This is a genomic window from Sneathiella limimaris (assembly GCF_012932565.1).
GTDB lineage: Bacteria > Pseudomonadota > Alphaproteobacteria > Sneathiellales > Sneathiellaceae > Sneathiella > Sneathiella limimaris.
Genome location: NZ_JABBYJ010000002.1, coordinates 278136 through 304170, shown reverse-complemented (window position 1 = coordinate 304170; position 26035 = coordinate 278136). Strand labels below are relative to the sequence as shown.

Here is a 26035-nt window from a genome sequence, read left to right as displayed (position 1 = left end):
ATGTCCCGTGCACGTGATAAGGAAAAAGTTGGTACCTTTACCCGCCGGTCCCTAATCCTGGCAGGCGGGCAGGCCGCCTTGATGTCGGTTCTGGCCGGACGGCTTTATTACCTGCAGGTTATCCAATCCGACGAATACGCCATGATGGCGAACGAAAACCGGATGAACATCCGGCTCCTGGCGCCTCTTCGGGGGCGGATCCATGATCGCTTCGGTGTGGAAGTTGCAAGCAATCGCCAGAATTATCGGGTTGTGATTATTCGTGAGCAGACCAAAAGCGTTGAAAAAACGTTGGATCGGCTATCGCAATTGGTTCCTGTCTCTCCCTCTGATCGGGAACGGGTTTTGAAAGAAACCAAGCGAAAACGGGGTTTTGTTCCTATTCCAGTCATGGAGAACCTGACATGGGAGGAATTCTCTCGGATCAATATCCACAGTCCTGAATTGCCGGGTATTCAGCTCGATGTGGGTGAAACCCGCCATTATCCATACGGTCCGCTGTTTGCGCATACCGTTGGATATGTTGGATCTGTATCTGAGCGCGACCTGAAGAATTTGGAACCGGATCCGTTGTTGGAATTGCCAGGTTTCAAAATCGGCAAGAATGGAATTGAGAAATACTATGATCATGCGCTTCGCGGAACAGCGGGGACAAGTCGGGTAGAGGCGAATGCCTATGGCCGCGTGATCCGCGAACTGAGCCGTCAGGAAGGAACAGCGGGCGCCGATATCGAACTGACTATCGATGCCAAGCTGCAGCAATATGCATCGCGCCGGATGGGTGAGGAAAGTGCGGCTGCAGTGGTGATGGATGTGCATACCGGCGATATTTTATCCATGGTATCTGTTCCAAGCTTTGATCCGAACAGCTTTACCACCGGTATTAGCGTCCGTGAATGGCGGGAGCTGCAATCCAATCCGAAACATCCATTGAGCAACAAGGCTGTGACCGGTCAATATCCGCCCGGATCCACTTTCAAAATGATTGTTGCGTTGGCAGCCGTTGAATCCGGTGTGATTACACCTGAATACACGACTTTTTGCGGTGGTCATACGATGTTGGGCCGTCACAAGTTCCACTGCTGGAAGCGGGGTGGGCATGGCAAGATGAACTTGCGAGAGGCAATTGAGCAATCTTGTGACGTTTATTTTTATGATATTGCCCGCAAAGTCGGTATTGACCGCATAGCAGAGGTTGCCGAACGCTTTGGTCTTGGCGATCGGCAGGGGCTTGATCTTTATGGTGAGAAGCGGGGCCTGATCCCAACGACGAACTGGAAACAGGCTGTGCGCGGAGAGCGCTGGCAGGTTGGGGATACATTCAATGCAGGCATCGGGCAGGGATATGTGCTGACAACGCCGCTGCAACTGGCTGTCATGACAGCGCGATTGGCCAACGGTGGCAAGAAAGTCAGCCCCCGATTAATTAAACAGAAATATCATATCCTTAACGCGGAGGAGGGACAGGAAGCTGAAATTCCAGTGCAACCTCCGGCGCCAGACATGGGTGTGGATCAGTCGGCCCTTCGAAGTGTGCTTGCTGGCATGTATGATGTGATGAACGGGGATAAAGGAACAGGCCGTGGATCCAGACCTGATCGGGAATGGAAAATGGCGGGTAAGTCCGGGACGGCACAGGTTCGCCGCATTTCCAAGAAAGAACGACTGACCGGGGTTCTGAAATCTGATGAAAAGCCCTGGGAATACCGGGATCATGCCCTGTTTGTGGCTTATGCTCCTTATGATGAGCCGCGCTATGCTGTCTCTGTGATTGTAGAACATGGCGGAAGTGGTTCAAAAGCGGCTGCCCCGATAGCACGTGACCTGCTGCAGGAGGCTATGCGGCTAAAATCTGCCCGTAAAGGCGGTGTTGAGAGTAAGGTTTCTGAAACTCCTTTGAATAAGGAGGATCAGGATGCTTAGAGAATTGGGTGCACCGGAGCGAAATGTTCCGCTGTCCAAAAAGATCTGGGATATCAACTGGGGTCTTGTCCTGCTGATCTGCGTGACGGCTTCTGTTGGGTTCCTGATGCTGTATTCCGCGGCAGATGGAAACGTACAGCCCTGGGCATCTCGTCAGATGATCCGTTTTGCGGCTGGGCTTGTGATCATGTTGATCGTTGCCCTTACGGATATTCGAATATGGCTCAGGCTCGCATATCCTCTATATTTTATTGCCCTTATGATGCTTGGTGCTGTTGAGGTCATGGGTGTTATCGGCATGGGCGCCAGGCGCTGGGTGGAGGTTGGTCCCATTCAGTTGCAACCATCTGAGGTTATGAAAATCACATTGGTGATGGCACTGGCGCGTTATTTCCATGGACTTGCGATTGAGGATGTTCGGCGGATCCGCTGGCTAATCCCGCCGCTTGTCCTCGTGGCAATGCCAGCCTTGTTAGTGTTGCGGCAGCCAGATCTTGGCACCACGCTTCTGATCGTGGCTGGGGCAGGGATTGTCTTCTTTGCAGCTGGGGTTGCCTGGTGGAAGTTCGCAGCCGTAATCGGTGTCGCTATTCCGGCTGGCTTCTTTGCCTATCAGTTCCTGCATGATTACCAGAAGAAGCGGATCCTGATCTTCCTCAATCCAGAGTCAGATCCGTTGGGTTCAGGCTATCATATCATGCAGTCCAAGATTGCGCTTGGCTCTGGCGGGCTGTTTGGTAAGGGATTTGTACAAGGAACCCAAAGCCATTTGAACTATTTGCCGGAAATGCGGACAGACTTTATCTTCAGCATGCTGGCGGAAGAGTTTGGTATGGTCGGCGGGCTGATCTTGTTTGCCCTATATATCCTGCTGATGGCTTATGGATATGCCATAGCCTTCAGGTCTCGCAATCAGTTTGGACGGTTGCTGGCGCTCGGCCTGACAGGTGTGTTTTTCCTTTATGTCTTCATCAACATTGCCATGGTGATGGGATTGGTACCTGTTGTTGGGGTTCCTCTGCCGCTTATTTCCTATGGCGGAACTTCCATGCTTACCCTGTTGGTCAGCTTTGGTTTGATCATTAGTGTGTATGTCCATCGTGACGTTGAAATCCACCCCAAGAAGTATTGATCACTGATCGTGAGTCGAATTGGGTCGGCTTATTTTGGATCGTAACGACCTATGTGGGTGTCGGCATAAAAGTGATGCAACCATCCTCCGTTATTCCTGCCCAAATGGTCAGAAATATTGCCGAAAATTTAGCCATTTTCATGCTGTTTTTAGCAGTTTTTACTTAATAAGAATAGGTTGAAGTAAAACAATAATGATTATGCTAACTAACATAACTAATTGAAAAAATTAGATTAAATAAGATGCTGTTCATTTCGCTAGTATTTATTGGAAAAAATATCAGTAAAAAAAATTGTTTTCTCCTAAACAATGCCTTTGACACTCAATATTTGAATGCATAGAGTGCCGCCAAGAATTAACAAGAACGAAATTTAGAAGGCGTTTGGTGCGCTTCTGCACCAACTTTCCAATCCCCAGGAAGAGCGGCCACGACAGCCTTGTCGTGCTGTTTTTCTATCAAACTAAAACATTTGCATTACTAGTGGGAGTAAACGCATGCTTAAATTTATCCGCAGCACTAAGAAAGCATTGGTAACAGCTGCCGCCGGCGCTCTGTTGCTTGGTATGTCCGCTTCAGTTGTTCAGGCAATTGAGCTTCGCTTTAGTGAACTTGGTCCACCTCGGGGACCCCGTGCAGAAGCCCTGCAATGGTGGGCTGACGAGTTGGCAAAACGGACCAATGGTGAAATCACCGTCAAGTTCTTCTGGTCCCAGTCACTTGTGAAAGCGAAAGAAAACCTGAAAGCCGTTGGCGCAGGTCTTGCCGAAGTTGGCACTGTTATGGGAATTTATACCCCACGTGAACTGCCAGTTTGGAATTATGCCAACGCACCCTTTGGTGTAGGCGATCCATGGGTTGGTATGCGCACCTGGTATGAACTTCGCCAGACAAGTGAAGAACTTCAGGCTGAAGCGAAAAAGCGGAACATTAAAATCTTCACCAACTACACAACAGGTCCTGTTGATCTGATGTCCAAAGAGCCGATCAAGTCTGCAAAAGACATCGATGGCAAAAAAGTCCGCGTGAGCGGTGGCTGGGTCGACATGATGAAGAACCTAGGTGCTTCTCCGGTGAACATCGGCTTTGGTGAGCTTTACCAGGCTCTGGATCGCGGCACTGTTGATGCGACTACAAACTACATTGCCTTGGCGAAAGCCTACAAAATGTATGAAGTTGCCGGCAACTTCTCTGTTCTGAAAATGGGTCAGGTGCTGGGCTATGGCGCGGCTATTAACTTGAACCTCTACAACAGCTTTACAGCTGAACAGAAGAAAATCTTCGATCAGTTGGGTGTGGAATTCATGGACGAATACGGACGCCGTTTCGTGGAATCTGAAAAGTCTGCTCAAGCTGCCATGGAAGCTGGCATTGACGGTCATAAAGTTCAGTTCCACGAAGTCAGCGACATTGATGTCTGGAAAGAAGCTGCTTCTGGATACACAGCTGAATGGATCAAGCAGGTTGCCAAAAAGGGTGTTGATGGTGAAGCTTTCATCAAAAAGTTCGAAGAGGTTCGGGCTAAATATGAAAACGAGCTGAAAACCAAAGGTTATCCTTGGGATCGCTAAGATCTGTCTTGTTGGGGATGCAGTTATGGAACTGCATCCCTTTTTCTGCCTAACAGGTGTGTAAATGTTCAAGATTGTCGACTTGATAAGCAAGGCCTTCGCCGTTTTGGGGATGTGCGTGCTTATGTTTATGATGATTTTCATTACCGTGTCCGTGTGCGGACGCTACTTCTTCAATGCTTCCCTTCCGGATGATGTTGTCATCATGCAGGCGTTGCTGGTTGTCGTTGTATTTATTCCTTTTGCTTTTGTTCAGTATCAGAAAGAGCATCTGGCTGTAACGATCCTGACGGACGTGATGCCACCAAAAGGCCAGTATCTTTGTGAATTGCTGGGCCTGTTTGTTGGAATAGCTTTCATGGCAATTGTGACCGTCTCTTCCTATGGGGACGCCATGATGGCCTTTGAGGATGATGCTGTGTTCGATGGTCTTTTGGATGTTCCGTCCTGGCCAGCGCGGGCATCGGTCACTGTTGGAACAGGCTTACTTACCCTCAAGCTTATTACGGACCTGATCAAGGCGCTGATGGAAGGGCCTTCATCTGTTCAAAAATCTCACTACCCTGATCACTAGGAATAAGTCGCATGGATCCTCTCTTATTGGGTGTTGCAGGGCTTGTTATCCTGCTTCTGTTAATTTTTCTTCGTGTTCCGATTGCTTATGCGCTCGGCCTCGTAGGATTTGTTGGTCTCATCCTGGCTGTTGGTTGGCCGCAAGGAAGTGAGTTAGACCTGGATCGCGGTTTCAACGCCGCCTGGGCATTTCTGAGTTTTGAGCCGTTTTCGTTTATTGCCTCTTTCTCGCTGGTTGCAGTGCCGCTGTTTCTGTTGATGGGATATGTAGCTTTCCATGCCGGCTTCACAAAGGACATCTACAATACAGCACGGATGTGGCTGGGTGGCCTGAAAGGGGGGCTTGCCATGGCATCCGTTGCGGGTTGTGCCATGTTTGCAGCCGTTAGTGGGTCCAGTCTGGCAACAGCCGCCGCGATGGGTAAGCTGGCAGTTCCGGAAATGCTTCGCTACAAGTATGAAAAGGGATTGGCAACAGGTGTTGTCGCAGCCAGTGGTACGCTTGGCTCCCTCATTCCGCCAAGCATTCTGATGATTTTGTACGGTATTTTCACTGAGCAATCCATTAGTGCCCTGTTGATGGCGGGTTTCATCCCGGGCCTTCTGTCCGCGCTTATCTACATGGCGATGATTTGGGTTCGGGTGGCGATTAATCCTGAACTTGCCCCAAGCCCTGAAAAAGTCAGCTGGAGTGAGAAAGTTCACTCCCTGAAAGGCACCTGGTCAATCATTGTGCTCTTTACCCTGATCATGGGTGGTATTTACACCGGTTTTGTCACCCCGACTGAAGCCGCGGCTGTCGGTGCCATCGGTGCGTGGGCGCTTGGGTTTATTTCCAAACGATTGAACCGGGAAAATACCAAGACGGCACTTGTCGAAACCATCACGCAGATCAGCAGTATTTTCGCTGTTGTACTTGGCGCCAAGATCTTTGTTGGATTTATTGCGATTACGGGTGTTGCCAACGTATTGGCAGACTGGGCAGTGACACTTGATCTGCCACCCATCGGTATTCTGCTGGCCTTGTCACTGGTTTACATCATTCTTGGAACTTTCATGGATCCCCTTGGGATCATGTTGCTGACCTTGCCTGTTGTGACCCCTGTGGTTGAGCAGTTGGGTTATGATCTGATTTGGTTCGGGGTGATCATGGTGAAGTTCCTGGAGATTGGCCTGATTACGCCGCCGGTGGGATTGAACGTTTATGTCCTGAAAGGGGTGGTGGGGGACAAGGTGCGCCTCGAGACTATCTTTAAAGGGATTAGTTGGTTCCTGTTGATGGATGTTTTGACGCTGGTCCTGTTGATCGTCTTTCCGCAAATTACGCTCTGGCTACCCAGTTTGTTATAGGCGATAGGTTTAGTTTCACACTCAAAAAACCGGTTTGGAAATTTCCAAGCCGGTTTTTTTGTCGCACCCCTCAAAATTTTGAAGAAATCGGTTGAAGCGGGGAGGTGGAAAATGTCATAACGCTAACCAGTATTTAAGAATGATTATCATTCCCATGATTAACTGGGGATTGATATCACAAATTACACACAACTTCTCGGGAGTGAGAAAATGGGTCTCAAGACAACTGTCACTGGCACGTTATTAGGTATATTGGCCGTTGGGGCGGCGAGCCTTCCGCTATCAGCATCCGCTGAGAGCAAACCAGACTTGGCAGCTATCACGCAAAATTACGCAGATATTGCAGAGGCGATCTATTCAGACTCGCTAACGAGTGCGGAAGCCCTGAAAGCGGCATTGGTTACATTGACAGAAAATCCATCTGCAGCGTCGCTGGCTGCGGCCAAAGCGGCCTGGATTGCCGCCCGCGCACCCTACCAGCAGAGTGAAGCTTTCCGGTTTGGTAACCCGATTGTTGACGATTGGGAAGGTAAGGTAAACGCCTGGCCACTAGATGAAGGTTTGATTGATTATGTGGACGGATCCTACGGGGATGCGTCCGATGAAAATGCACTTTATACGGTCAATGTTATTGCCAATAAGAAGCTGACAATTAGTGGCAAGGAAGTTGACGCTAGCAAGATCACGCCAACCCTACTGTCAGATACACTTCATGAAGCAGAAGAGGTAGAGGCCAATGTGGCAACCGGCTACCATGCGATTGAATTTTTGCTGTGGGGGCAGGATCTCAATGGAACAAGGGCCGGTGCCGGTAGTCGCCCATATACGGATTTCGATGTGAAAAACTGCACGGGTGGAAATTGTGACCGGCGAAATGAATATTTGCTGGCCGCAGCGGACCTGTTGATCAGTGACCTTAAAGACATTACAGCTGAATGGAAAGCTGACGGAGCCGCCCGTGCTGCCGTCACAGCAAAACCAGAAGCCGGAATTACGGCCATTCTAACCGGTATGGGATCTTTGTCTTATGGAGAGTTGGCAGGTGAGCGGATGAAGCTTGGCCTTCTGTTGAAGGATCCCGAAGAAGAGCATGACTGCTTCTCCGACAATACCCATAATTCCCACTATTTTGATCAGATTGGCATTCAGAATGTGTATCTCGGCAGTTACAAGCGCCTCGACGGTTCAATCGTATCCGGTCCCTCTTTGGCAAGTCTGGTTGCGTCAAAAGATGACAATCTGGACAGCGAAATGCGCGGCAAGTTAAGCGCCACTGTGACGGCAATGGCTGTGATGAAAGCGCGGGCTGAAAGCATTGAAGCCTATGACCAGATGATCGGTGAAAATAATCCTGTCGGTAATGCTGTCGTTCAGAATGCGATTGATGGACTAATTGCCCAGACGCGCGTGATTGAGCGGATCGTCACAACTTTGGGCTATGGTGAAATTGCCATCGAAGGATCTGACAGTCTGGATAACACATCAGCCGTGTTTAAATAATATCTCCCTTGGGTGGCGGCGAGTTCGCCACCCTTCATCCCGTGGTCTGAGCAACCCTATGATGACACACAAAACGATTTCAATCTGGTGCGCCTTCTTTGTCATGGCGCCCTTTGTCCTGTCTTCTGCTAATGCAGATCCCTTTACCCGTGATGATCTGAACAGTCGGGATAAAGCCCGTGTCGCCGCTATAGTCAAGGCAACCGACAATTTTACCCGTGCTGAACAGTTCGAAAAAATGCAGGGCGGGGCTGCAACAACCCTACACTCAGTCGGTCGGGATTCTTTTTCTCAATTTTCAGCGAACCTGGACTTTGAGGGAGAGCAGCAGTTTAAATTGGGTAATGGCCTGTTTCGAAAACTATGGGTGTCTTCGCCCTCCTCAACAGCGGCCTCAGATGGACTTGGTCCTCTGTTCAATGCGCGGTCCTGTCAACGCTGTCATTTAAAAGATGGCCGGGGGCATCCTCCGGAATCCATGGAAGACAGCGCCGTTTCCATGTTTCTTCGTCTGGCGATCAAACCTCAAACAGCTGAAGATGAGGCTTTAATTCAAGCCGGGACGAAAGTCCTGATCGAAGAGCCGACCTATGGCGGACAGCTACAGGATTTATCGATTTCAGAAATTCCGCCTGAAGGTAAGATGGTCATCACCTATGAAGAGGTTCCTGTCGAGTTGGCAGGTGGTGAAATTATCTCCCTCCGAAAGCCGACTTACTCAGTGAGCCAGTTGGGTTATGGGCCGCTTCATAAAGATGTTCTGCTGTCTCCAAGGGTTGCGCCCCAAATGATCGGCCTCGGACTTCTTGAGGCAATCCATGTGAATGATATCCTGTCTAAGGAAGATCCCGAGGATAGAGATGGTGATGGCATCTCCGGCAGGGCGAGCTGGATTGGAGATGACAAGGCAAGTCCAAGACGCCTTGGGCGCTTTGGATGGAAGGCTGGCGCGGCTTCTGTGCGGGAACAATCAGCGGGCGCCTTTGCTGGTGATATTGGGATTTCAACAATTTTGGATCACCGGCATTATGGTGACTGCACGGCTGCTCAATCGGCTTGCCTTGAGCAGAAAACAGGTGTGCAAAAGCGTCTCGGCGATGTGGAGGCCCCTGATCCAGTTTTAAAACTTGTGACTTTCTATTCGAAAAATTTGGCACCTCCTGCCCGGCGGGATTTTGACGATCCAGAGGTTCTGAAAGGCAAAGCGCTCTTTTATGAGGCGGGATGTGTTTCCTGTCATACGCCAAAATTTGTGACGAGCCGGAATGCGGAGCAGAAAGAGCATCGTTTTCAGTTAATCTGGCCCTACACGGACCTGTTGCTCCATGATATGGGGGAGGGGCTTGCGGATCATTTTCCGGTTGGAAGTGCAAGTGGTACTGAATGGAAAACGCCACCCCTTTGGGGGATCGGTTTGACAGATGAAGTGAATGGGCATACCTATTTCCTCCATGATGGGCGCGCACGGAACTTAACCGAAGCCATTCTCTGGCATGGCGGCGAGGCTGAAGCCGCCAAAGAGCAGTTCCGCTTAATGAGCCCCCTAAACCGAACCCGCCTGATCCGTTTCCTGGAGTCTCTCTGATGGTTAGAAAGTTCTACCGCCGCTCCCTTTTGTCCGTTTTGTTGATTGCAAGTATCTTCATCGCAGAACGATCGACAGTGAGTGCAAGAGAGCTTGGACCAGATCAGACCAGGGCCTTTATTGAGGGATATATTCATCCAATCTATCAGGGGCTTGCCCAAAGGGCGGAAACATTGACCCTTCAGCTTGAGGGGTTTTGTGGTGAGCCATCGGAGAAAGGCCTGGAAGATATTCGTCTGCGTTTTAGGGACTTGGTTTTGGCTTGGTCGGCGGCCGAACCGATCCGCTTTGGCCCCGTGCGGGATGATAACCGACTGGAGAAGGTCTTTTTCTGGCCGGATCCAAGGTCCCGCGGACTGCGGCAGGTTCAAAAGCTTCTTTATGATGCGGAGAAAAACCCGGCTGAAAATGTCTCTGATTTCAGTGGCAGAAGCGTAGCTGTCCAGGGGTTGCCTGCGCTGGAATTTCTGCTGTTCGGAAAAAACTCAGAAAGATTGGCAACAACAGACGGCGCTCGCCGCTGTGCCTTTGCGAGAGGTATAGCTGCGAATATTGAGCAGATTGCCGACACAATTGATGCGAACTGGAGCGGCATGGGCACCTTTGGTGGCTTGATGATCCAGCCATCTGCGAGTAATCCGCTCTATCGTTCCACTGACGAGGTATTAAAAGAAATCCTCAAATCCGCGGTCGAGTTCATTGAAATCGCAAAAGCCATTAAACTGCAGCCATCCCTCGGGGAGGAGATGACAAAGGCAAATCCAAAGAAGGCGTCATTCAGGCGATCTGGGATGACGCTACCCGCTTTGTTGGCAGGATTTCAGTCACTGGAAAAATTGCATGATACCCTTGGTTTTCGCAAATTACTGAGCGAGGAAGATCGCGGAACAGCGGACCAATTCCATTTTGAAATTAATCAGGTGATTAGCTCTCTTCAGAAGCTGATTGCAACAGGAAAGGACTATCCAAGCCTGCTCAAGGATCCGGAGACTTACGCGCTTTTGCAATATGTGACCGTTCCCATGCAAGGGGTTGAAACCCTCCTCGCTGAGATTTATCCAGAGCTTCTTGGTCTGAATTTGGGGTTTAATTCACTTGATGGAGATTAATCGCCGACAAATCCTGAAAGGGATTGCAACAAGTAGTGCCTTGCTGACCCTAAAACCGGCATGGGCCGCTAAGGAGCGAGAGCTCCTGTATTTATCCAGTAGTCAGATAAAGGATCGTCAATATGCGACGGTCATATCAAGTGAGGGGGATATCCGCTGCAATGTGGAAATTCCAGTTCGGGGGCATGGCGGTGCCTATAGTGCGTTAAGGCAGGAAGCCGTCCTGTTTTCACGTCGGCCGGGAAACATCGCGACGGTCATATCCCTGAAGTCAAATGCCCAATTAGCTGAATTTACCTGCCCTGAAGGGCGGCATTTCTTTGGACATGGATTTTACTCCCCGGATGGTCATTTCTTATTTGCTACCGAAAATGACTATGAGGCTGACCGAAGTTACCTTGGGGTTTATGAAGTTGAACAAGGTTATCGGCATGTGGGGCAGATCGATTGTCTTGGGATTGGTGCCCATCAGGTTGTCCTGATGTCGGATCAGCGAACGGCTGTCGTTGCAATCGGTGGCATTTCCACACACCCAGATTATCCCCGTCAGAAGCTCAATATTCCGATGATGGCGCCCGGGCTGACCTATATCGATGTGCGGCAGGGTAAAGCGATTGCCCACTACCCTGTCCCGAAGGATTTACATAAACTCTCTCTGCGTCACTTAGCAGAGGGGCCGGATAAATCGATTGTTTTCGGTTGCCAGTATCAAGGGAACAAGCTTGATACAGTCCCGCTTCTAGGTCTCAAAAAATGGGACAGACCGACACTGGAATTTGTTGACCTTCCCAACGAGAAGACCAGATCCCTGCATCAGTATATCGGCTCAGTCATGAGCAGTCTCGATCATTCAAAAGTTGCTATTTCCAGTCCGCGTGGGGACAGTCTGATTGTGCTCGAAGGGCGCAAACTGGTGCCAGTTGAGATGCGCCATATCGCAGATGTTTGTGGTGTTGGACCTACTGAGAAGGGGTTCGTTTTCAGTTCGGGCCGTGGGGCTTTTGGCACTGAAGAGACGGGAAAAGCCGAAGTTCTGGAAGGGGCATGGGATAACCATTTAACCCCGCTAATCTAAGCCTTTTCCAGAGATCTCTCTGCGGTTAGTCGAGGGAAATAGAAACTGATCCGGGTGCCGATATCCTGTTCAGTGGTGATTTGCAGATACCCTTTTGACTGTTTGATAAATCCATACACCATGGAAAGACCAAGTCCTGTGCCTTTGCCAACTTCTTTTGTAGTGAAGAACGGTTCAAAAACGTGAGGGAGCTGGTCTACAGGGATACCACAACCAGTATCGGTTATGGTCAGGCAGGCATAGTCACCGGGAATGGGTTTTTCCTCATCCAATGTCTCCTTCCCGTCCAGATAGACATTGCGGGACGTGAAGATAAGTTTGCCGCCATTTGGCATCGCATCACGAGCATTGAGGGCAATGTTCAGGATTGCGTTTTCAAGTTGTCCGGGATCCGCTTTGCAGGGCCAGAGTTCCTCAGAAATATTTTCCTGGATTTCAATATTCTCTTCCAGAGTACGTTCCAAAACCCGTACCATTTTTTGAACATGATTATTGAGGCTGATTTCACGTGGCTTGAGCATCTGAGTGCGGCCAAAAGCCAGCATGTTCATCGTCAGGTCGCTGCCTTTTTCCGAGGCATTGAGAATGGACTCAATATGGCCTCTGAGGTGCGATAGATTTTCGGGGATAGATTCCAAAAGCAACTCTGCATTGCCAATAATGACAGCGAGTAGATTGTTGAAGTCATGGGCAATCCCACCGGTAAGTTGGCCGATGGCTTCCATCTTTTGCGAATGTTGAAGCCTGTTTTCAAGTTCCCGTCGTTCAGTGACGTCCTGAGAAACGCCGAAAACTTCAGTAATTGTTCCGGCGCTGTCGAAGGTCGGGTGAACTTTCCCTTCCAAATACCTGATTTGACCGTCTGCACGAACGATCCGGGTCTTGTATTCCTCTACACTCCCGTTCTCAATGCAGTTCTTTAAGATTTGGCGAAGCCTGGGTTGGTCTTCTTCGTGAATGAAAGAGGCCGCATATGAAAAGTTGATGTCAACTGAACCTGGTTCCAGTCCATGAATCCTGAAGAGTTCATCCGACCAATAGAGACCACTATTGTCAGTGTTCATGCGCCAGTGACCGAATTTGCCGATGGCTTGGGCAAGCTGCATCTCATTTTCGTTTCTGATCAACTGCTCTTCGTAGGCGATCTGGGTATTTAGGTCCCGAATAAAGCTCAGTGTTCCTTTTTCCCCATTCCAGGAAACTGATTGAGAAAAAAGTTCGGAGTGAAAAACTTCGCCGCCATATCTGACATGCTTGGAGCGGATCATGTCAGGGGTTTGGGACGTCATGGTTTTGGATCGGAACTTTAGAATTTCATCCCTGACTTCAGGTGCTGCCAGTTCCAGACTTGGGTTGCCGATCATGTTCTCCACACTACCTGCATTGAAAATATGCACTGCTGCGGGATTCACATATTTAATAACACCATCAACCTGAACAATAAGGGCATCGGGGACCATCTCCAGCAGGTTTCGGTTCTGCTCTTCACTGAGTCGCAACGCGTTTTGAATATCAACCAGCTCTGTGACATCAATAAAGGAGACGAAATAGGCGTCCTTCCCTTCGAAAGTCAGACTGCGCACAGACATCATTGAACTTTTCTTGTTCCCTTTAAGGGATACAAGTTCCTGTTCAATGTTATCCAGGTGACCAAATTCACGAACGTGGGTCACCACCTGTTTCCGGGATTCTATATCGGGACTGATTTCCTCAAAACTCATTCCGACCAGCTGACCTTCCTCAGCATCCAGAAACTCTTCTGCTGTGGCATTTGCATAAAGGATCTCTGTATCGGAAATTATGACAAGGGCGATTGGGGCGCCAATCAATAGAGCGCGGAAAAGTTGTTCATTTTCGAAGGCTTTTTGGCGTGCAGCCACAAGCTCAGTTATGTCGCTGCGGACGGACACGGCACCGCCAGATGGTGTTTTATGTGTCGTCAGCCGTATGGTTTCACCACTGCCGAATTTTTGCTCTTCCTGATGAGTATCCTGGCGCAGCTGCCTTTTGCGTTTTTTGACCCAGTCCTCATGCTGATCCAGAGGGATGTTGAGCGGGTTAACCTCCAGCTGTTTGCGCAGTATTGTATCATATGCGACACCCACAGACATGGAACTGGCGACAGAAGGGAAGAGGCGTTTCTGCCTTTTGTTAAAGGCAACCACATTCAGATCAGAGTCGTACACAATGATCCCATCATCCATGGCATTAAAGGCGTCCACAATCATGGCCGCTACTTTATTGTCTGGCGAAATTTGCTCCCGCATTTTTTGCGATAGGGCCTGACACGCCATCCTCAGGAAGAGTTTTTCAGTTTCCAAGAGGTTGATGGAGAGATCACCCCAAAGCGTCACATCATAAACAAGTTCACCTTGCTGGTCTTGAAAAGCGAAAGATTTAGCCCGAAAAGAAGATCCTTCAAAGTTTCTGCACTGGGGATGAGTGTCGTAGTCTTCTGAGTGATCGACCAGGTATTCATCTGTTAAGGCACGAAAATTAGTTGAGAGGTTTTCTGGAGCCTGCCAGCTCTGAAGAATGGTTTTGTCTTTTTTGGAAAGAACGCTGGCAATTACGCAGGTCGCGCCGAAACAGTCGGCTAGTATTTTTAAACCACCAGATAGGTTGGTTTCGTCCAGACTGCTCCAGTCCAGAAAGGCGCTGACAAACTGGTCTAGCTTTTGCGTTTCTGTCATACTTGGTACTCAAATTTTCTCTTATGAAATAGTAGTCTCAGAGAGTTAGCTCCATACTATATTTCAAGTTACCCAGGTCTTTTAGAAGCTGATTTTTCACTTCACCCCCATGAAGTTCGCCCGGAAGATGTATTATATTGTAAAATATCTTTCGGAATAATAAACTCTTAAAATAAAGAAAATAACACCTGCAGGCCAGTGAAATAAACAAGAATGGGCCAGCAAACAGGGGCTGAGCATGAACGGGAAAAACAAATATCCACATATTTTCGAGCCATTGGATCTCGGGTTTACGACAATCAAGAACCGGATTCTGATGGGATCCATGCATACGGGCCTGGAAGAGGCTGAGCATGGGTATGAACGCATGGCCACTTATTATGCCGAGCGAGCAGCCGGTGGTGTTGGCATGATCATCACGGGCGGAATTTCACCAAATGTGGAAGGCGGAGCTGGGCCCAAACTCTCTACATCGGAGGAAGCAGCCGAACATAAACTGATCACGGATGCGGTTCATGCGGCAGATCCTGATGTGAAGATTTGCATGCAGATCCTGCATATGGGACCGCTCGCCCGTAATCCGGAACCGGTAGCCCCATCACCCGTTCGCTCCCGTATCGCGAGATCTGCACCGATTGAACTGGATGAAGCCGGTGTGGAAAAGCAGCTTGCCGATATCGTCAATTGCGCCGTCAAAGCGCAGGAGGCTGGCTATGACGGGGTGGAGGTTATTGGATCTGCTGGCTATTTAATTAGTACATTCTTGGTCGAAAAGACAAATCAGCGAAAAGATAAATGGGGCGGCCCATTTGAAAACAGAATGCGGTTTGCGCTTGAATGTATCCGCCAAATTCGAGAGGCGGTTGGCCCTGAATTCATTCTGATCTTCCGGATTGCGGCAATGGATATGCTGCAAGGTGGAATGTCCTGGGAGGAGGTTGTCACTCTGGCTCAAGCGATTGAAAAAGCGGGTGCCAATATCATCAGTACTCATTTTACCTGGCATGAAGCAGCGGTTCCAACAATTGCAACCATGGTTCCAAGAGCGGCTTTTACAAGTGTGACAGGGCGTCTTCGTAAAGAGGTCACGGTTCCGTTAATTACCAGCAACCGCATCAACATGCCCGATGTAGCGGAAGAAGTGCTGGTGCGGGGGGATGCCGATATCGTTTCCATGGCGCGCCCAATGCTTGCTGATCCTGAATTGGTGAAAAAAACCATCGAGGGACGGGAAGACGAGATAAATACCTGCATTGCCTGTAATCAGGCTTGCCTTGATCATACCTTCACAGGGCAGATTTCAAGTTGCCTGGTTAATCCGCGGGCCTGTTATGAAACAGAGTTAAATTATCCGATGACAGACGCACCTAAACGCATTGCGGTTGTTGGTGCTGGGCCGGCGGGGCTTGCCTATGCTGAGATAGCAGCGCGTCGCGGCCATCAGGTTACACTTTATGATGGAGCCTCGGAAATTGGCGGTCAGTTTAACCTGGCAAAGAAAATCCCGGGTAAAGAGGAGTTTTACGAGACACTCAGATATTTTGGCCGGATGATGGATGTTCGCAAAATTGAGGTAAAGCTCAATCATTATGTGACGGCGGAAGAGCTGAAATTAGCGGGTTATGATGAAGTGGTCGTTGCCACTGGAATCATGCCGAGAACACCAGACATTCCTGGTATCGATCACAAGAAAGTTGTGAGCTATATCGATGTGATCAGAGGCAATGCCCCCGTTGGGAAGAAGGTCGCCATCATCGGTGCTGGAGGGATCGGGTTCGATGTCGCTGAGCTGATTTCCCATAAAGGTAAATCTGCTTCACTGGATAGAGATATATTTGCCAAGGAATGGGGAATTGATTTTGAAAACCATCCACGTGGTGGGGTAACCGGTGTGACACCGGAAGTCGCCGCGGCGGACCGGGAAATATATTTGATGCAGCGAAAGGATACACCCGTTGGCCGCGGGCTTGGGCGGACAACCGGTTGGACCCACAGAATTTCCCTTAACCGACGGAAGGTTAAGATGGTCAATGGGTGTGACTACCAGAAAATAGATGATCAGGGCCTGCATTTGACCATTCAGGGGGAGTATCAGGTTCTGGATGTGGATACGATTATCATCTGTGCGGGGCAAGAGCCGGATCGACGTCTTTATGACGCCTTGAAAGCTGAGGGTGTGGAAGCCACTCTGGTGGGCGGTGCCTATGAAGCGCTGGAGCTGGATGCCAAACGCGCCATTAATCAGGCGTCATATCTGGCGGCGGCAGTGTAGCTGAAATCAAGCTATAGCCAGATTTTGGCTCCTCAGGAGCACAGGTCCGAATGAATGCCTGAGCGATCGCATTAGAGGTGAGGCGGTGTGTTGCAATGGACATGGTCGTTCGCAACTCCTCTCCATCATCCTCAAAATAGCGGAAAGTGACATTGGGATGTGTAATGCGGCTCGCACATTCCGGAACCAGAGCAACCCCTAGCCCGGCAGAGGCCAGGCTGATATGGGTTTGGATCTGCGGTGCGGTTTGAGAAATCCGCGGAATAAACCCTGCATCGGCACAGGCTTTGAATACCAAATTGTGCAAATTGGGCGAGGTTTCTGGTGCGAAGGTTATAAAATCTTCGTCCGCAAAATCCTGAAGGTGGATTTTCTTGGCTCGGGCCAGAGGATGTGTTGTTGGCATGGCGATGACCATTTGCTCAACCCGCAGAGGGTACAAAACAAACAAACTGTCATTAGAGATCGGTGGGCGTAACAGTCCAATGTCCAGATTACCTTTGAGCATTGCTTCTATCTGGCTAAGGGTCGACATTTCTGTGATATCCAGCTGGATATGGGGGTAGGAGCGTCTGAATCGCCGAATACTGACGGGCAAAGCCTCATAAATGGCGGAGCCGGAAAATCCAATTGACAGCTTTCCAATCAATCCTTGAGCTGCACGTTTTGTATCCTTTTCAAGTGCCTCCATCCGCTCGAGGGTTTCATAAGCGCCTTTCAGGAAAACTTGCCCCGCACTTGTGAGCTCAACTTTTTTACGGGTTCTGCTAAGTAATATGACACCTAATTCCTCCTCAAGTTTGCGAATGGCCATACTTAAAGGAGGTTGGGTCATGTGCAGTCGATCAGCGGCAATTCGGAAGTGTTTTTCCTCAGCAACCGCAATGAACTGTCGAAGTTGGCGAATATCAGGCATTAAGGTGATATATAAAATATATCAAAATTTGTCGAATAATATATTGGATGATGCCTCAATATTTTGAGATAGTTAGAAAAAATAACGACAAGGTAGGACGAGCCCTGTTTCCAACCTACCCAATTTCCTCTTTACTATGCAAAGCTGCTGAGACAGTTGATAGGAAGAGTGATCCAAACAAAAAACAAAGTAGAGCCTCATGAATTTTGAACTGACAGAAGATCAACGGGCCGTGCGGGATCTTGTCCGTCGCGTGGCTAATGAGAAAGTTGCGCCCCGCGCGAACGATATCGACAAGACGGCTGAATATCCTCAGGACATGTATGACCTATTAAAAGAGTTGGGACTGTTCACATTGCCGTTCCCCGAAGAATATGGCGGAACAGAAGATAGCATTTCCTGCTGCCTGGCGATCGAGGAGCTTGGCCGGATTTGCTATAACACGGCTTATCTTTTGTTGGTTCAGTGGCTGCCTTTTGGTGCCATTCTTGCCGGCGGCAGTAAAGAGCAGAAAGAGAAGTATCTTCCTGGCCTGGCGTCGGGTGATTTGCGAGGCTGTTTCTCAACAACAGAGCCGCAAAGTGGGTCTGACGTTGCGGGCATTAAAACTCGTGCGGTTCCAAAAGATGGTGGCTATGTCATTAACGGCCAGAAAATCTGGTGTACGAATGCGGAAGTATCTGACTTTGTCGTTGTTGCGGCGAAGGTTGGTGACGCGCATGGGACTGGTAACATCAATATGTTTATCGTTGACCGGGGAACACCAGGTTTCGAGGTTGGCAAAAAAGAGGATAAAATGGGGGCACGGGGTGTGCCGTCAAATCCGCTCTTTTTTAATGATTGCTTTGTGCCCGAAAGTGCCCGATTGGGTCCAGAGGGTAAGGGTTTCAAAATCGTCATGGAGGCCTTCAACAAATCCCGCCCTTATATTGGGGCGCGAGCCGTTGGTCTTGCTCAAGGTGCGATTGATCATACAAAAGCTTTCATTCGGGAGCGCCGGGCCTTTGGTCAGGCCATTTCGGATTTTCAGGGCGTGCGCTGGATGATTGCGGATATGGAAACTCAAACCGAGGCTTCCCGCCTTATGGTCTATAAAGCCGCTGCAATGGTGAATGATGGTATTCGCGGCAATGACCTTGCTGGCATGGCGGCGATGTCCAAGTTGTTTGCAACGGATACAGCAATGACGGTTGCTGAAAATGCCGTTCAGCTTTTTGGTGCGGCGGGCATTTCATCCGAATATCCAATCGGTCGGTATTTCCGGGATGCCAAGGTATTGAAGATTGTTGAAGGCACAAACCAGATCCAGCGGAACATCATCGGCCGACTGGCTTTCGCAGATTAAGGGAGTTTTGACCATGGAAACTGTTGGATTAGGACTTTTCTTCGAGGATTTGCCACTCGGCCGTCAATTTCAAACCATTGGTCGCACTGTGACAGAAGCGGATATCGTCAATTTCATCAACGCAACCGGAATGCAGGAAGTGTTGTTTATGAACACAGAATACCTGGAGAAACATTCCGATATTCGGGGGCGTGTGGCTCCTGGTGCGCTTGTCTATTCTTTTGCAGAAGGGCTGCTTGTGCAATCAACCATGCAATATACCGGGCTCGCATTTCTGAATATGGAACTGGACGTTAAAGGTCCTGTTTTTGCCGGGGATACGATCCATGTTGAGTGTGAGGTGATTGAATCGCGAAAAAGCAATAGTCGCAAGGGGCGAGGGCTTGTCCGGACGCGGAACAAAATCACCAAGCAGGATGGCACCGTCGCAATCGAGTATACCCCACTTCGCATGGTGAAGTGTCGCGACGAAGACTAGATCAGCCCAAACAGTATGAAGATTGGCCAGTATCTTTATGAATAGATACTGGCTTTTTTATTGCAATAGAAGCTTGATCGAAAGCTCAGTCTTTATGGATCAGCTTTTCCACAGCTTTTGCAAATTCCTGCGGCGCTTCCTGAGGTATGTTGTGACCAACTCCGGCTAGAATATGCCGTTCATATGGGCCTGTGAAATGAGCCTTTGCTGTATCTATATCTGTGGGAGGGTCGACCGTATCGTCTGCGCCTTGTAGGATGATGGATGGAACAGTGATGAGCGGTTGGCGAGCGAGTTTTTCTTCTATATCAGCAAATTTTGGGTCTCCCGCTATATTCGCAAATCGATGGCGGTAGGAATGGACAACGACGTCAACAAAATCGCCATTTTCAAAAGACGCGGCTGTTTCCTCATATGTCTTGTCGTCAAATTCCCAACTAGGCGACCATAACTTCCATATGAATTTGCAGAGTTCTTTTCGATTGTCTCTGAGCGCATTGCGACCCCGATCCAAATGAAAATAATACTGATACCAATACCGAACTTCGTCTTCAGGGTTAATTGGCTTCGCGGAGTTTTTAATATCCTGGATATTATAGCCTGCACCGCCACTGACCAGACCGCTGACACGATCAGGCCATAGCGCTGATACTATACAGGCTGCGCGTCCGCCCCAGTCATAGCCAGCGACAACTGCATCTGAAAGTGAAAGTGCGTCCATCAGGGCGAGTAAGTCGGATCCAAGTGCCGCTTGCTCACCAGAGCGAGGAATGTCTGGTGACAGAAATTCAGTTGCGCCATAACCGCGAAGATAAGGTGTGATTGTCCGGATGCCGCGCCCGTTAAGGATCCTTGAGACTTCATTATAGCTACATATGTCATAGGGGAAGCCATGCAGCAGAATTGCGACAGGGGCTTCAGAAGGGCCTGAATCGCGATAAGCGACATTAAGGCAACCCGCCTTTATATGGTTAAGTTCCGTTGTCATAAAACTCCCCGGACAGAATGGTTGAGTGGGTTCTCAACATTATCTTTTAAGGGCAGGGGAGGTAAAGGCTGAGATCAAATCAATGGATCGGATCGAGACACAAAGTAACATAGTATTCGGAAGAAAGGTTGCTGGGCTTCTCGGTTTACCAGGGGAGGCTTTTTGTCTTGGAGACGTGTAATGATCTAAGCAGTAGTGATCCCATCAATAACAGCTTGGATCCTGAGAAAGCCCAGCAGAGTAATCAAGGAAGAAAACATAAGGTTGGGGGTTTTAGACGCACACCCTGCACTGACTAGTTCCCCCTTATTGTTCTTCTTGAAAATGAAACTAACATTCATGAATGAATGTATCAAGAGGAATTTTGACTTTTTGTCATTTTTTTTCAAAATTGATGGCTATTGAAATGGAATTGGAAATCTGTAGGATGATTTTGTTTATTAAATAACAAAAACAACGGTAAACAACGCTCGAGAGATAACGGGTGGAATGACAACTGAGGGATATCGAGTATGGGAGCGCAGGCACCTCAGCGCAGAACACAACAACAACGGCGCGAGGAAACTCGATCTAAACTGATTCTGGCTGCATTTGAGTTGATCAGGGACAAGGGCGCCTCCAAATTCACGACAGCAGAAGTTGCAGAAATGGCCGGGTTGACCCGTGGTGCCGTCCAATATCACTTTTCCAGTCCCTATGAGTTGTTGCGCGAAGTCGTGATCAAGGTCGTGGATGACATGACTGCCCAACTTGATCACAAGGGTTTACAGACTGTTGAACGCCTTGAGAGGCTGGAGCAAATTGTCGATATTTATTGGGACGGGTATAAAAGTGACACTTACGCCGTTTTCATGGAACTCGCCGTTAACGGCCGACTGAACCCCGAAATGTCAGACTCCATCCGCGAAGCGCTTTCAACGTTGGAGATCAAAAGGGATGCCCAGTGGTTGAAGCTTATTCACGATTTTGACGCTGAAGATGCTGAGAAAATCTCCTGGAGAGCGTCTCTTCTTGTCATTTTGAGGGGACTTGCGCTTCGCAAGATGTTTGCTGAGACCGAAGAAGACGTGGAGCGTCTCTTTAGGGTTGTGAAGGCAAACTACATTCAGAGCATTCTCATCCGTGTTGGCTTGATTGAGATTAAGCCGGTTTTAGATCAGGATTAAACTGAACTCGTTTCTAGGCCGTTTTTTGCAGAGCACTCTCGCATGAAGGCAGTGACAGAATACAGGTTGTACCGGTCTCACCATCGCTCTGAATTTCCAATAACCCATCCTGGATTTGCGCCATTTTTAAAGACAGGGCAAGACCAAGTCCGGTTCCCTCGTTTCCGCGGTGCTGCCACCGTTCGGCACGGTTAAAGATTTCAAAGACAGACTTGAGGTGTTCCTGAGGAATGCCGGGCCCCTGATCAGTTACAATGACTCTGATATAATCAGATTGTTCCTGGTCTATCTTGATTGTAATCGTTGTTTCTCTGGGAGAGAAGGTGATCGCATTGACGATTAATTTGCTTAGGATGTGATGCGTTGCGTTGGCATCGAAAAAGGCCATGATCTTTTCATCATTTTCCGGAATATGCCGGAACTGAATAGATTTTGCGTGCGCTTTTGGTAAATGCAGGCTGACACATTGATCAATGACTTCGCGCAGAACGCCGGGTTTTGAGTTGGCGATATATTCTCCGGACTTGATCCGTGCAATATCCAATAATGTATCAATGATCTTGAGGAGTTTGCGTCCTGAATCTGAGATCATGCGGGCAAATTCACGTTGCTCTTCGCGTGAGGAAACCTTTCCTTCCATCAACAGGTCAGATAGGCCAATAATTGCATTTAGGGGTGTCCGAAACTCATGGCTGGTGTTGCGCAGGAAATTGGTTTTCGATTTTTCAGCCTCAATCGTTGCGTCTTTCTGCTCCAGATAATCTATTGTTCGAATTTCAAGGTCGCGGGACTGAGAGGCTAGCAGGTCACTTTGCTTGGAGACACGATTTTCCAGCTCCTGCTTCTCTTTCACGAGCTGGTATTGTGTCAGCAGAGCTCTTGACCACATAATGATGCCATTGATGATAATTAAAACACCAATTGCGCGAATGACATCTGCGATGATATAGTAATTGGCAAGTTGTTCTAAGGTAAAGTGCCCATTAAACAGGGCTGGGGTAACACAAATAATTGCGACCACCGATCCGATTGTCAGCGCGGTAAATCCCATAATCAGAATTGGCATTCCGCGATCGGTTGACGGAAACCACTTTGATTTCCGGATGAAATAAAGGGTAATGCTTAAAAACAGAAGCGCCCAAACACTGTTGATTATAAATCTGACTTCATCCATGGCTGCAATCTTTGAAAAAATAACAAATTAGCGGCTTTTCTTCATATTTGACTAAAACCTGTCTTAAGTCAGATTAACTCGAGAATATTACTAAAACGTTGATGTAAAGGAGCTGAATGAGCGAAATAAGATTGAAAACTGCACTTATCTCCCAGGCAAAATCCTGTCGGATGTTGGGATCAGAGTTTAGTGCCACATTGTTCGAGGTCGTTGCGGCACATTTGCCGATGGAGGGGCGTGTCTGGCAAAGGATGATCCACTGGGATGGAGACTTAAGTTCTCAAAGCCATTCGGTGCCTTTGCGACTAGCTGGTGCATTGCACGCGTTGGTTCTTTTTGAAAAAGCACCAGGCCTAGCAGCCGTTTATCCGCCGCATCATCTTGACTTGCCGAAGGAAGCGTTATGGAAAGCCGTGGTGGAAGCCATTTCTCAAAATGAAGATTTTGTCGATCATTGGCTTGATAGTGCCCCCCAAACAAATGAAATACGGCGCTCTGCAATTTTGCTGCCTGGATTTATGGAGACATGCAAGCGAACCGGATTGCAACGCTTTAAAATCTCAGAGCTCGGGGCCAGTGCCGGTCTTAATCAGATTTGGGATCAGTTTCACTATGATTTTGCGGGCCGGAGCTGGGGCGATTCAAACAGCAAAGTCAGTCTTGAGCCAGAAGTTAAAGGCATATTGCCGCCTCTTTGTGACGTAGAGGTGGTAGATCGCGCAGCTGTAGATCTGAAGCCCGTCAATTTAGAATCCAAGGAGGAACGACTGCGCTTGATGTCTTACATTTGGCCAGATCAACAGGACCGGATGGAAAGAACTGCGGCGGGCATAGAGATGCTTTTATCTACAGAGGATCTTAAACCGGTTTATCAGGGAGACGCAATTGAGTGGTTGGAGGATCGTTTGAGAGACCCAGTCGATGGGACTGTGCATGTGATTTATAATACAATAGCCTGGCAATATTTCCCAAACGAGAGACAACAAGCCGGGCGAGCCCTGCTTGAAAGAGCCGGGAACCAAGCGAGTGAAACTGCACCTCTGGCCTGGTTGAGCTTCGAAGCTGATGGTGAGGAGCCAGGAGCTGCTTTGAGCTTAACCCTTTGGCCAGGCGGTGAAACAGTTAAGCTGGCAAGAGGCGATTACCATGGAAGGTGGATTAACTGGTTAATTTAGTTTTAAGTGGTTTGATATGAGATCTATTCGTTGGATTAGGGCTTTGTCTTCATAGGGGACCGCTTTTCCCTGTCCCCAGACGGGGCCTGGCCAGGCCGGGTCACTTTGGTTCCTGGCGATGATATGGATATGGAGTTGGGGAACCAGGTTGCCTAGCATACCCACATTGATTTTATCAGCCTGAAATAATGATTTCACCTTATCGCTTAAGGCCCGGATTGCGTCAGCAACATCGTCGTAATCTGAAGCAGTCAATTCATGTAATTCTGTAAGTCCCTGCCGCATCGGAACCAGAATGAGCCAAGGGTAACGCGCATCTTTCATTAAGAGAAGCTTGCTGATGCCATAAGTGCCGAGAGTAACCGTATCGTTGGCCAGTTGTGGATGGAGGTTAAACAACAGACTTTCCTTTCCCTGCATTCTTGGTCATCCTTGACCCCTTATATGGGTATAGGGTGGTAGCGGGTTCTGGCAAGTGAATTCAGGTGAGGATGAAATGACAAAATTAAAGTTGGGGCTGAAGAGAAGTAGAGCATTTATTGGGGTTTTGCTGATCCTGTTTATGGGCGTTGGCATTGGGCGGGCGGAGGAGGTTCGCCTGACATTTCTGCATACGAACGATATGGGAGAAATCTCCGGAAAAAGTGGGTTTGGTGGGTTTCCAGAACTATCGACACTGATCCAGATGGAACGGGAGCGCAGCCCAAACAGTTTGACCACATTTGGAGGAGATCTCATTTCGCCGTCACTCATGTCCGGGCTTTCTCATGGCGTTGAGATGATTGAGATGCTCAACCTCCTGAAGGTGGATGTCGCCGTTATCGGGAATCATGAGTTTGACTTTGGACCTGATGTTACACGGGATCGGTTGAAGGAAGCCAAATTTCCCTGGCTCGCCAGCAACGTTTCCGTCGCGGCGGGCGTTGAGGCACTTGGGAACCAGGAGATGATGATCCAGGATATGGGCGGGTTTAAGGTCGGTGTTTTCGGACTAACAACACCTGATACTGTTTACCTTTCATCACCTGGAAAGGCGGTCGCGTTTGAAGACATAATCCCTGCGGCTGAGCGGATGGTTGCCAAGCTGAAAGCAGAAGGGGCGGATATTGTCATTGCTTTAACGCATATGGCGCTATCGGATGACCTTCGTTTGGCTGAGGAAGTTGACGGGATTGATGTGCTTCTCGGTGGGCACGATCATAAGGCTTTTGCAACCAAAGAGAAGAACACGGTTATCCTGCAGGCAGGATCTGATCTCAGATATCTCGGGGTTGTGGATCTTCTGGTTGAGAGAAAAGAAAAACGCGGCAAACCATACCTGTCTATTGTCCCCAGTTGGAAGTTAATCGCAACAACTTCGATAAACCCAGATGCAGACGTAGGTTCTGTTGTGGCGAGCTATCAAAAAGAGTTGGATGCAAAATTGGAGATTCCGGTCGGTCCAACCGAGATTGATCTGGATACACGTCGGACGACAGTTCGGACCAAAAGTACCGATTTTGGCGTGCTGATTGCTCATGCCATGAAAGAAGAAGTGGATGCAGATATTGGCTTCACCAATGGCGGGGGTATTCGGGGTGATCGTGAATATGCGGCGGGGACCGTTCTGACCCGCAAGGATATTCTGACAGAACTGCCATTCGGTAATGTCACGGTGAAGTTGGAGATTTCCGGAAAAGCCCTCAAAGATCTGGTTGAGCATAGTGTTTCCAAGGTAGAGGAGGGAGCCGGCCGGTTCGGGCAATTCTCCGGTCTTGAATATAGCTATGATGTGTCCAAACCATCAGGGTCAAGAGTGACCTCCGTTCAGGTGGCAGGCAAGCAAATCGATCCAGCGGCAACCTATACAATTGCAACCAACGACTATGTTGCTGGCGGCGGCGATGGGTATGCCATGCTGAAAGCCTCAAAGGTCCTCATTGACAAAGCCGCAGGTGAGTTAATGGCAAGCACCGTTATGAATTTCATTGAGAAAAAAGGTGGTGTGAAACCTGGCTTTGCAAACTAGCCTT

Annotated in this window: 20 protein-coding genes; 15 read left to right on the top strand and 5 right to left on the bottom strand. The window is 48.9% G+C overall.

The features are described 5' to 3' along the window. From mrdA to HH301_RS15035, 9 genes are all read left to right on the top strand, one after another. Window positions 1-1923: a penicillin-binding protein 2 gene (gene mrdA, locus HH301_RS15075; protein WP_169569852.1), complete on the top strand. Its 1923-nt coding sequence runs from the start codon at window positions 1-3 to the stop codon at window positions 1921-1923. After that, window positions 1916-3055: a rod shape-determining protein RodA gene (rodA, locus tag HH301_RS15070; protein WP_169569851.1), complete on the top strand. Its 1140-nt coding sequence runs from the start codon at window positions 1916-1918 to the stop codon at window positions 3053-3055. The genes mrdA and rodA overlap by 8 nt, the downstream gene beginning before the upstream one ends. Window positions 3056-3550: 495 nt before the next feature. Then, entirely contained in the window at window positions 3551-4624 is a 1074-nt protein-coding gene (locus HH301_RS15065) for a C4-dicarboxylate TRAP transporter substrate-binding protein (protein WP_169569850.1), read from the top strand. Window positions 4625-4688: 64 nt separating this feature from the next. Continuing rightward, window positions 4689-5198 (top strand): TRAP transporter small permease, encoded by a 510-nt coding sequence (locus HH301_RS15060; RefSeq protein ID WP_169569849.1) that lies wholly within the window; start codon window positions 4689-4691, stop codon window positions 5196-5198. An 11-nt stretch (window positions 5199-5209) separates the two neighbouring features. Continuing rightward, window positions 5210-6547 carry a TRAP transporter large permease gene (locus tag HH301_RS15055; protein WP_169569848.1) on the top strand — a complete coding sequence of 446 codons (1338 nt, stop codon included), beginning with the start codon at window positions 5210-5212 and terminating at the stop codon, window positions 6545-6547. 210 nt (window positions 6548-6757) lie between these two features. Further along, entirely contained in the window at window positions 6758-8047 is a 1290-nt protein-coding gene (locus tag HH301_RS15050; RefSeq protein WP_169569847.1) for an imelysin family protein, read from the top strand. Window positions 8048-8108: 61 nt separating this feature from the next. Continuing rightward, a complete protein-coding gene (locus tag HH301_RS15045; protein WP_420821191.1) occupies window positions 8109-9632 on the top strand; it encodes a di-heme oxidoreductase family protein in 1524 nt (507 codons plus the stop codon). Then, the gene (locus tag HH301_RS15040) at window positions 9632-10741 is read left to right on the top strand and encodes an imelysin family protein (RefSeq protein ID WP_169569845.1); all 1110 of its coding nucleotides are present in this window, start codon (window positions 9632-9634) and stop codon (window positions 10739-10741) included. Before HH301_RS15045 ends, HH301_RS15040 begins: the two co-directional genes overlap by 1 nt. Continuing rightward, window positions 10731-11816 carry a DUF1513 domain-containing protein gene (locus HH301_RS15035; protein ID WP_169569844.1) on the top strand — a complete coding sequence of 362 codons (1086 nt, stop codon included), beginning with the start codon at window positions 10731-10733 and terminating at the stop codon, window positions 11814-11816. Before HH301_RS15040 ends, HH301_RS15035 begins: the two co-directional genes overlap by 11 nt. On the opposite strand, the gene HH301_RS15030 is transcribed toward HH301_RS15035, so the two are convergent. Further along, window positions 11813-14509, bottom strand: a complete 2697-nt coding sequence (locus tag HH301_RS15030; protein WP_169569843.1) for a hybrid sensor histidine kinase/response regulator — start codon at window positions 14507-14509, stop codon at window positions 11813-11815. The two genes, HH301_RS15035 and HH301_RS15030, sit on opposite strands and share 4 nt — an antisense overlap. 238 nt (window positions 14510-14747) lie before the next feature. Between HH301_RS15030 and HH301_RS15025 the strand changes: the two genes are divergently transcribed. Continuing rightward, window positions 14748-16781: an NADPH-dependent 2,4-dienoyl-CoA reductase gene (locus tag HH301_RS15025; protein ID WP_169569842.1), complete on the top strand. Its 2034-nt coding sequence runs from the start codon at window positions 14748-14750 to the stop codon at window positions 16779-16781. On the opposite strand, the gene HH301_RS15020 is transcribed toward HH301_RS15025, so the two are convergent. Then, window positions 16747-17697, bottom strand: coding sequence for a LysR family transcriptional regulator (locus HH301_RS15020; RefSeq protein ID WP_169569841.1), 951 nt, complete (start codon window positions 17695-17697; stop codon window positions 16747-16749). The two genes, HH301_RS15025 and HH301_RS15020, sit on opposite strands and share 35 nt — an antisense overlap. Before the next feature lie 199 nt (window positions 17698-17896). Here HH301_RS15020 and HH301_RS15015 point away from each other — a divergent pair, with 199 nt between their 5' ends. Both HH301_RS15015 and HH301_RS15010 read left to right on the top strand, forming a co-directional pair. Continuing rightward, window positions 17897-19042: an acyl-CoA dehydrogenase family protein gene (locus HH301_RS15015; protein ID WP_169569840.1), complete on the top strand. Its 1146-nt coding sequence runs from the start codon at window positions 17897-17899 to the stop codon at window positions 19040-19042. Window positions 19043-19055: 13 nt separating this feature from the next. Beyond that, on the top strand, window positions 19056-19520 hold the full coding sequence (locus HH301_RS15010; protein ID WP_169569839.1) for a MaoC family dehydratase: 465 nt from the start codon (window positions 19056-19058) through the stop codon (window positions 19518-19520). Between the two features lie 85 nt (window positions 19521-19605). On the opposite strand, the gene HH301_RS15005 is transcribed toward HH301_RS15010, so the two are convergent. After that, window positions 19606-20508, bottom strand: a complete 903-nt coding sequence (locus HH301_RS15005) for an alpha/beta fold hydrolase (protein WP_169569838.1) — start codon at window positions 20506-20508, stop codon at window positions 19606-19608. 512 nt (window positions 20509-21020) lie between these two features. On the opposite strand from HH301_RS15005, the gene HH301_RS15000 reads away from it, so the two are divergent. Further along, window positions 21021-21674: a TetR/AcrR family transcriptional regulator gene (locus tag HH301_RS15000; protein ID WP_169569837.1), complete on the top strand. Its 654-nt coding sequence runs from the start codon at window positions 21021-21023 to the stop codon at window positions 21672-21674. Window positions 21675-21687: 13 nt separating this feature from the next. Here HH301_RS15000 and HH301_RS14995 read toward each other — a convergent pair whose 3' ends face one another. After that, the gene (locus tag HH301_RS14995; protein WP_169569836.1) at window positions 21688-22848 is read right to left on the bottom strand and encodes a sensor histidine kinase; all 1161 of its coding nucleotides are present in this window, start codon (window positions 22846-22848) and stop codon (window positions 21688-21690) included. Window positions 22849-22964: 116 nt separating this feature from the next. Between HH301_RS14995 and HH301_RS14990 the strand changes: the two genes are divergently transcribed. Next, window positions 22965-24023: a DUF2332 domain-containing protein gene (locus HH301_RS14990; protein ID WP_169569835.1), complete on the top strand. Its 1059-nt coding sequence runs from the start codon at window positions 22965-22967 to the stop codon at window positions 24021-24023. Here HH301_RS14990 and HH301_RS14985 read toward each other — a convergent pair. Beyond that, complete coding sequence (locus tag HH301_RS14985) at window positions 24015-24443, bottom strand: HIT family protein (RefSeq protein WP_169569834.1); 429 nt, start codon at window positions 24441-24443, stop codon at window positions 24015-24017. The genes HH301_RS14990 and HH301_RS14985 overlap by 9 nt on opposite strands. Before the next feature lie 76 nt (window positions 24444-24519). On the opposite strand from HH301_RS14985, the gene HH301_RS14980 reads away from it, so the two are divergent. Continuing rightward, entirely contained in the window at window positions 24520-26031 is a 1512-nt protein-coding gene (locus tag HH301_RS14980; RefSeq protein WP_169569833.1) for a bifunctional metallophosphatase/5'-nucleotidase, read from the top strand. Window positions 26032-26035 lie beyond the last annotated feature (4 nt).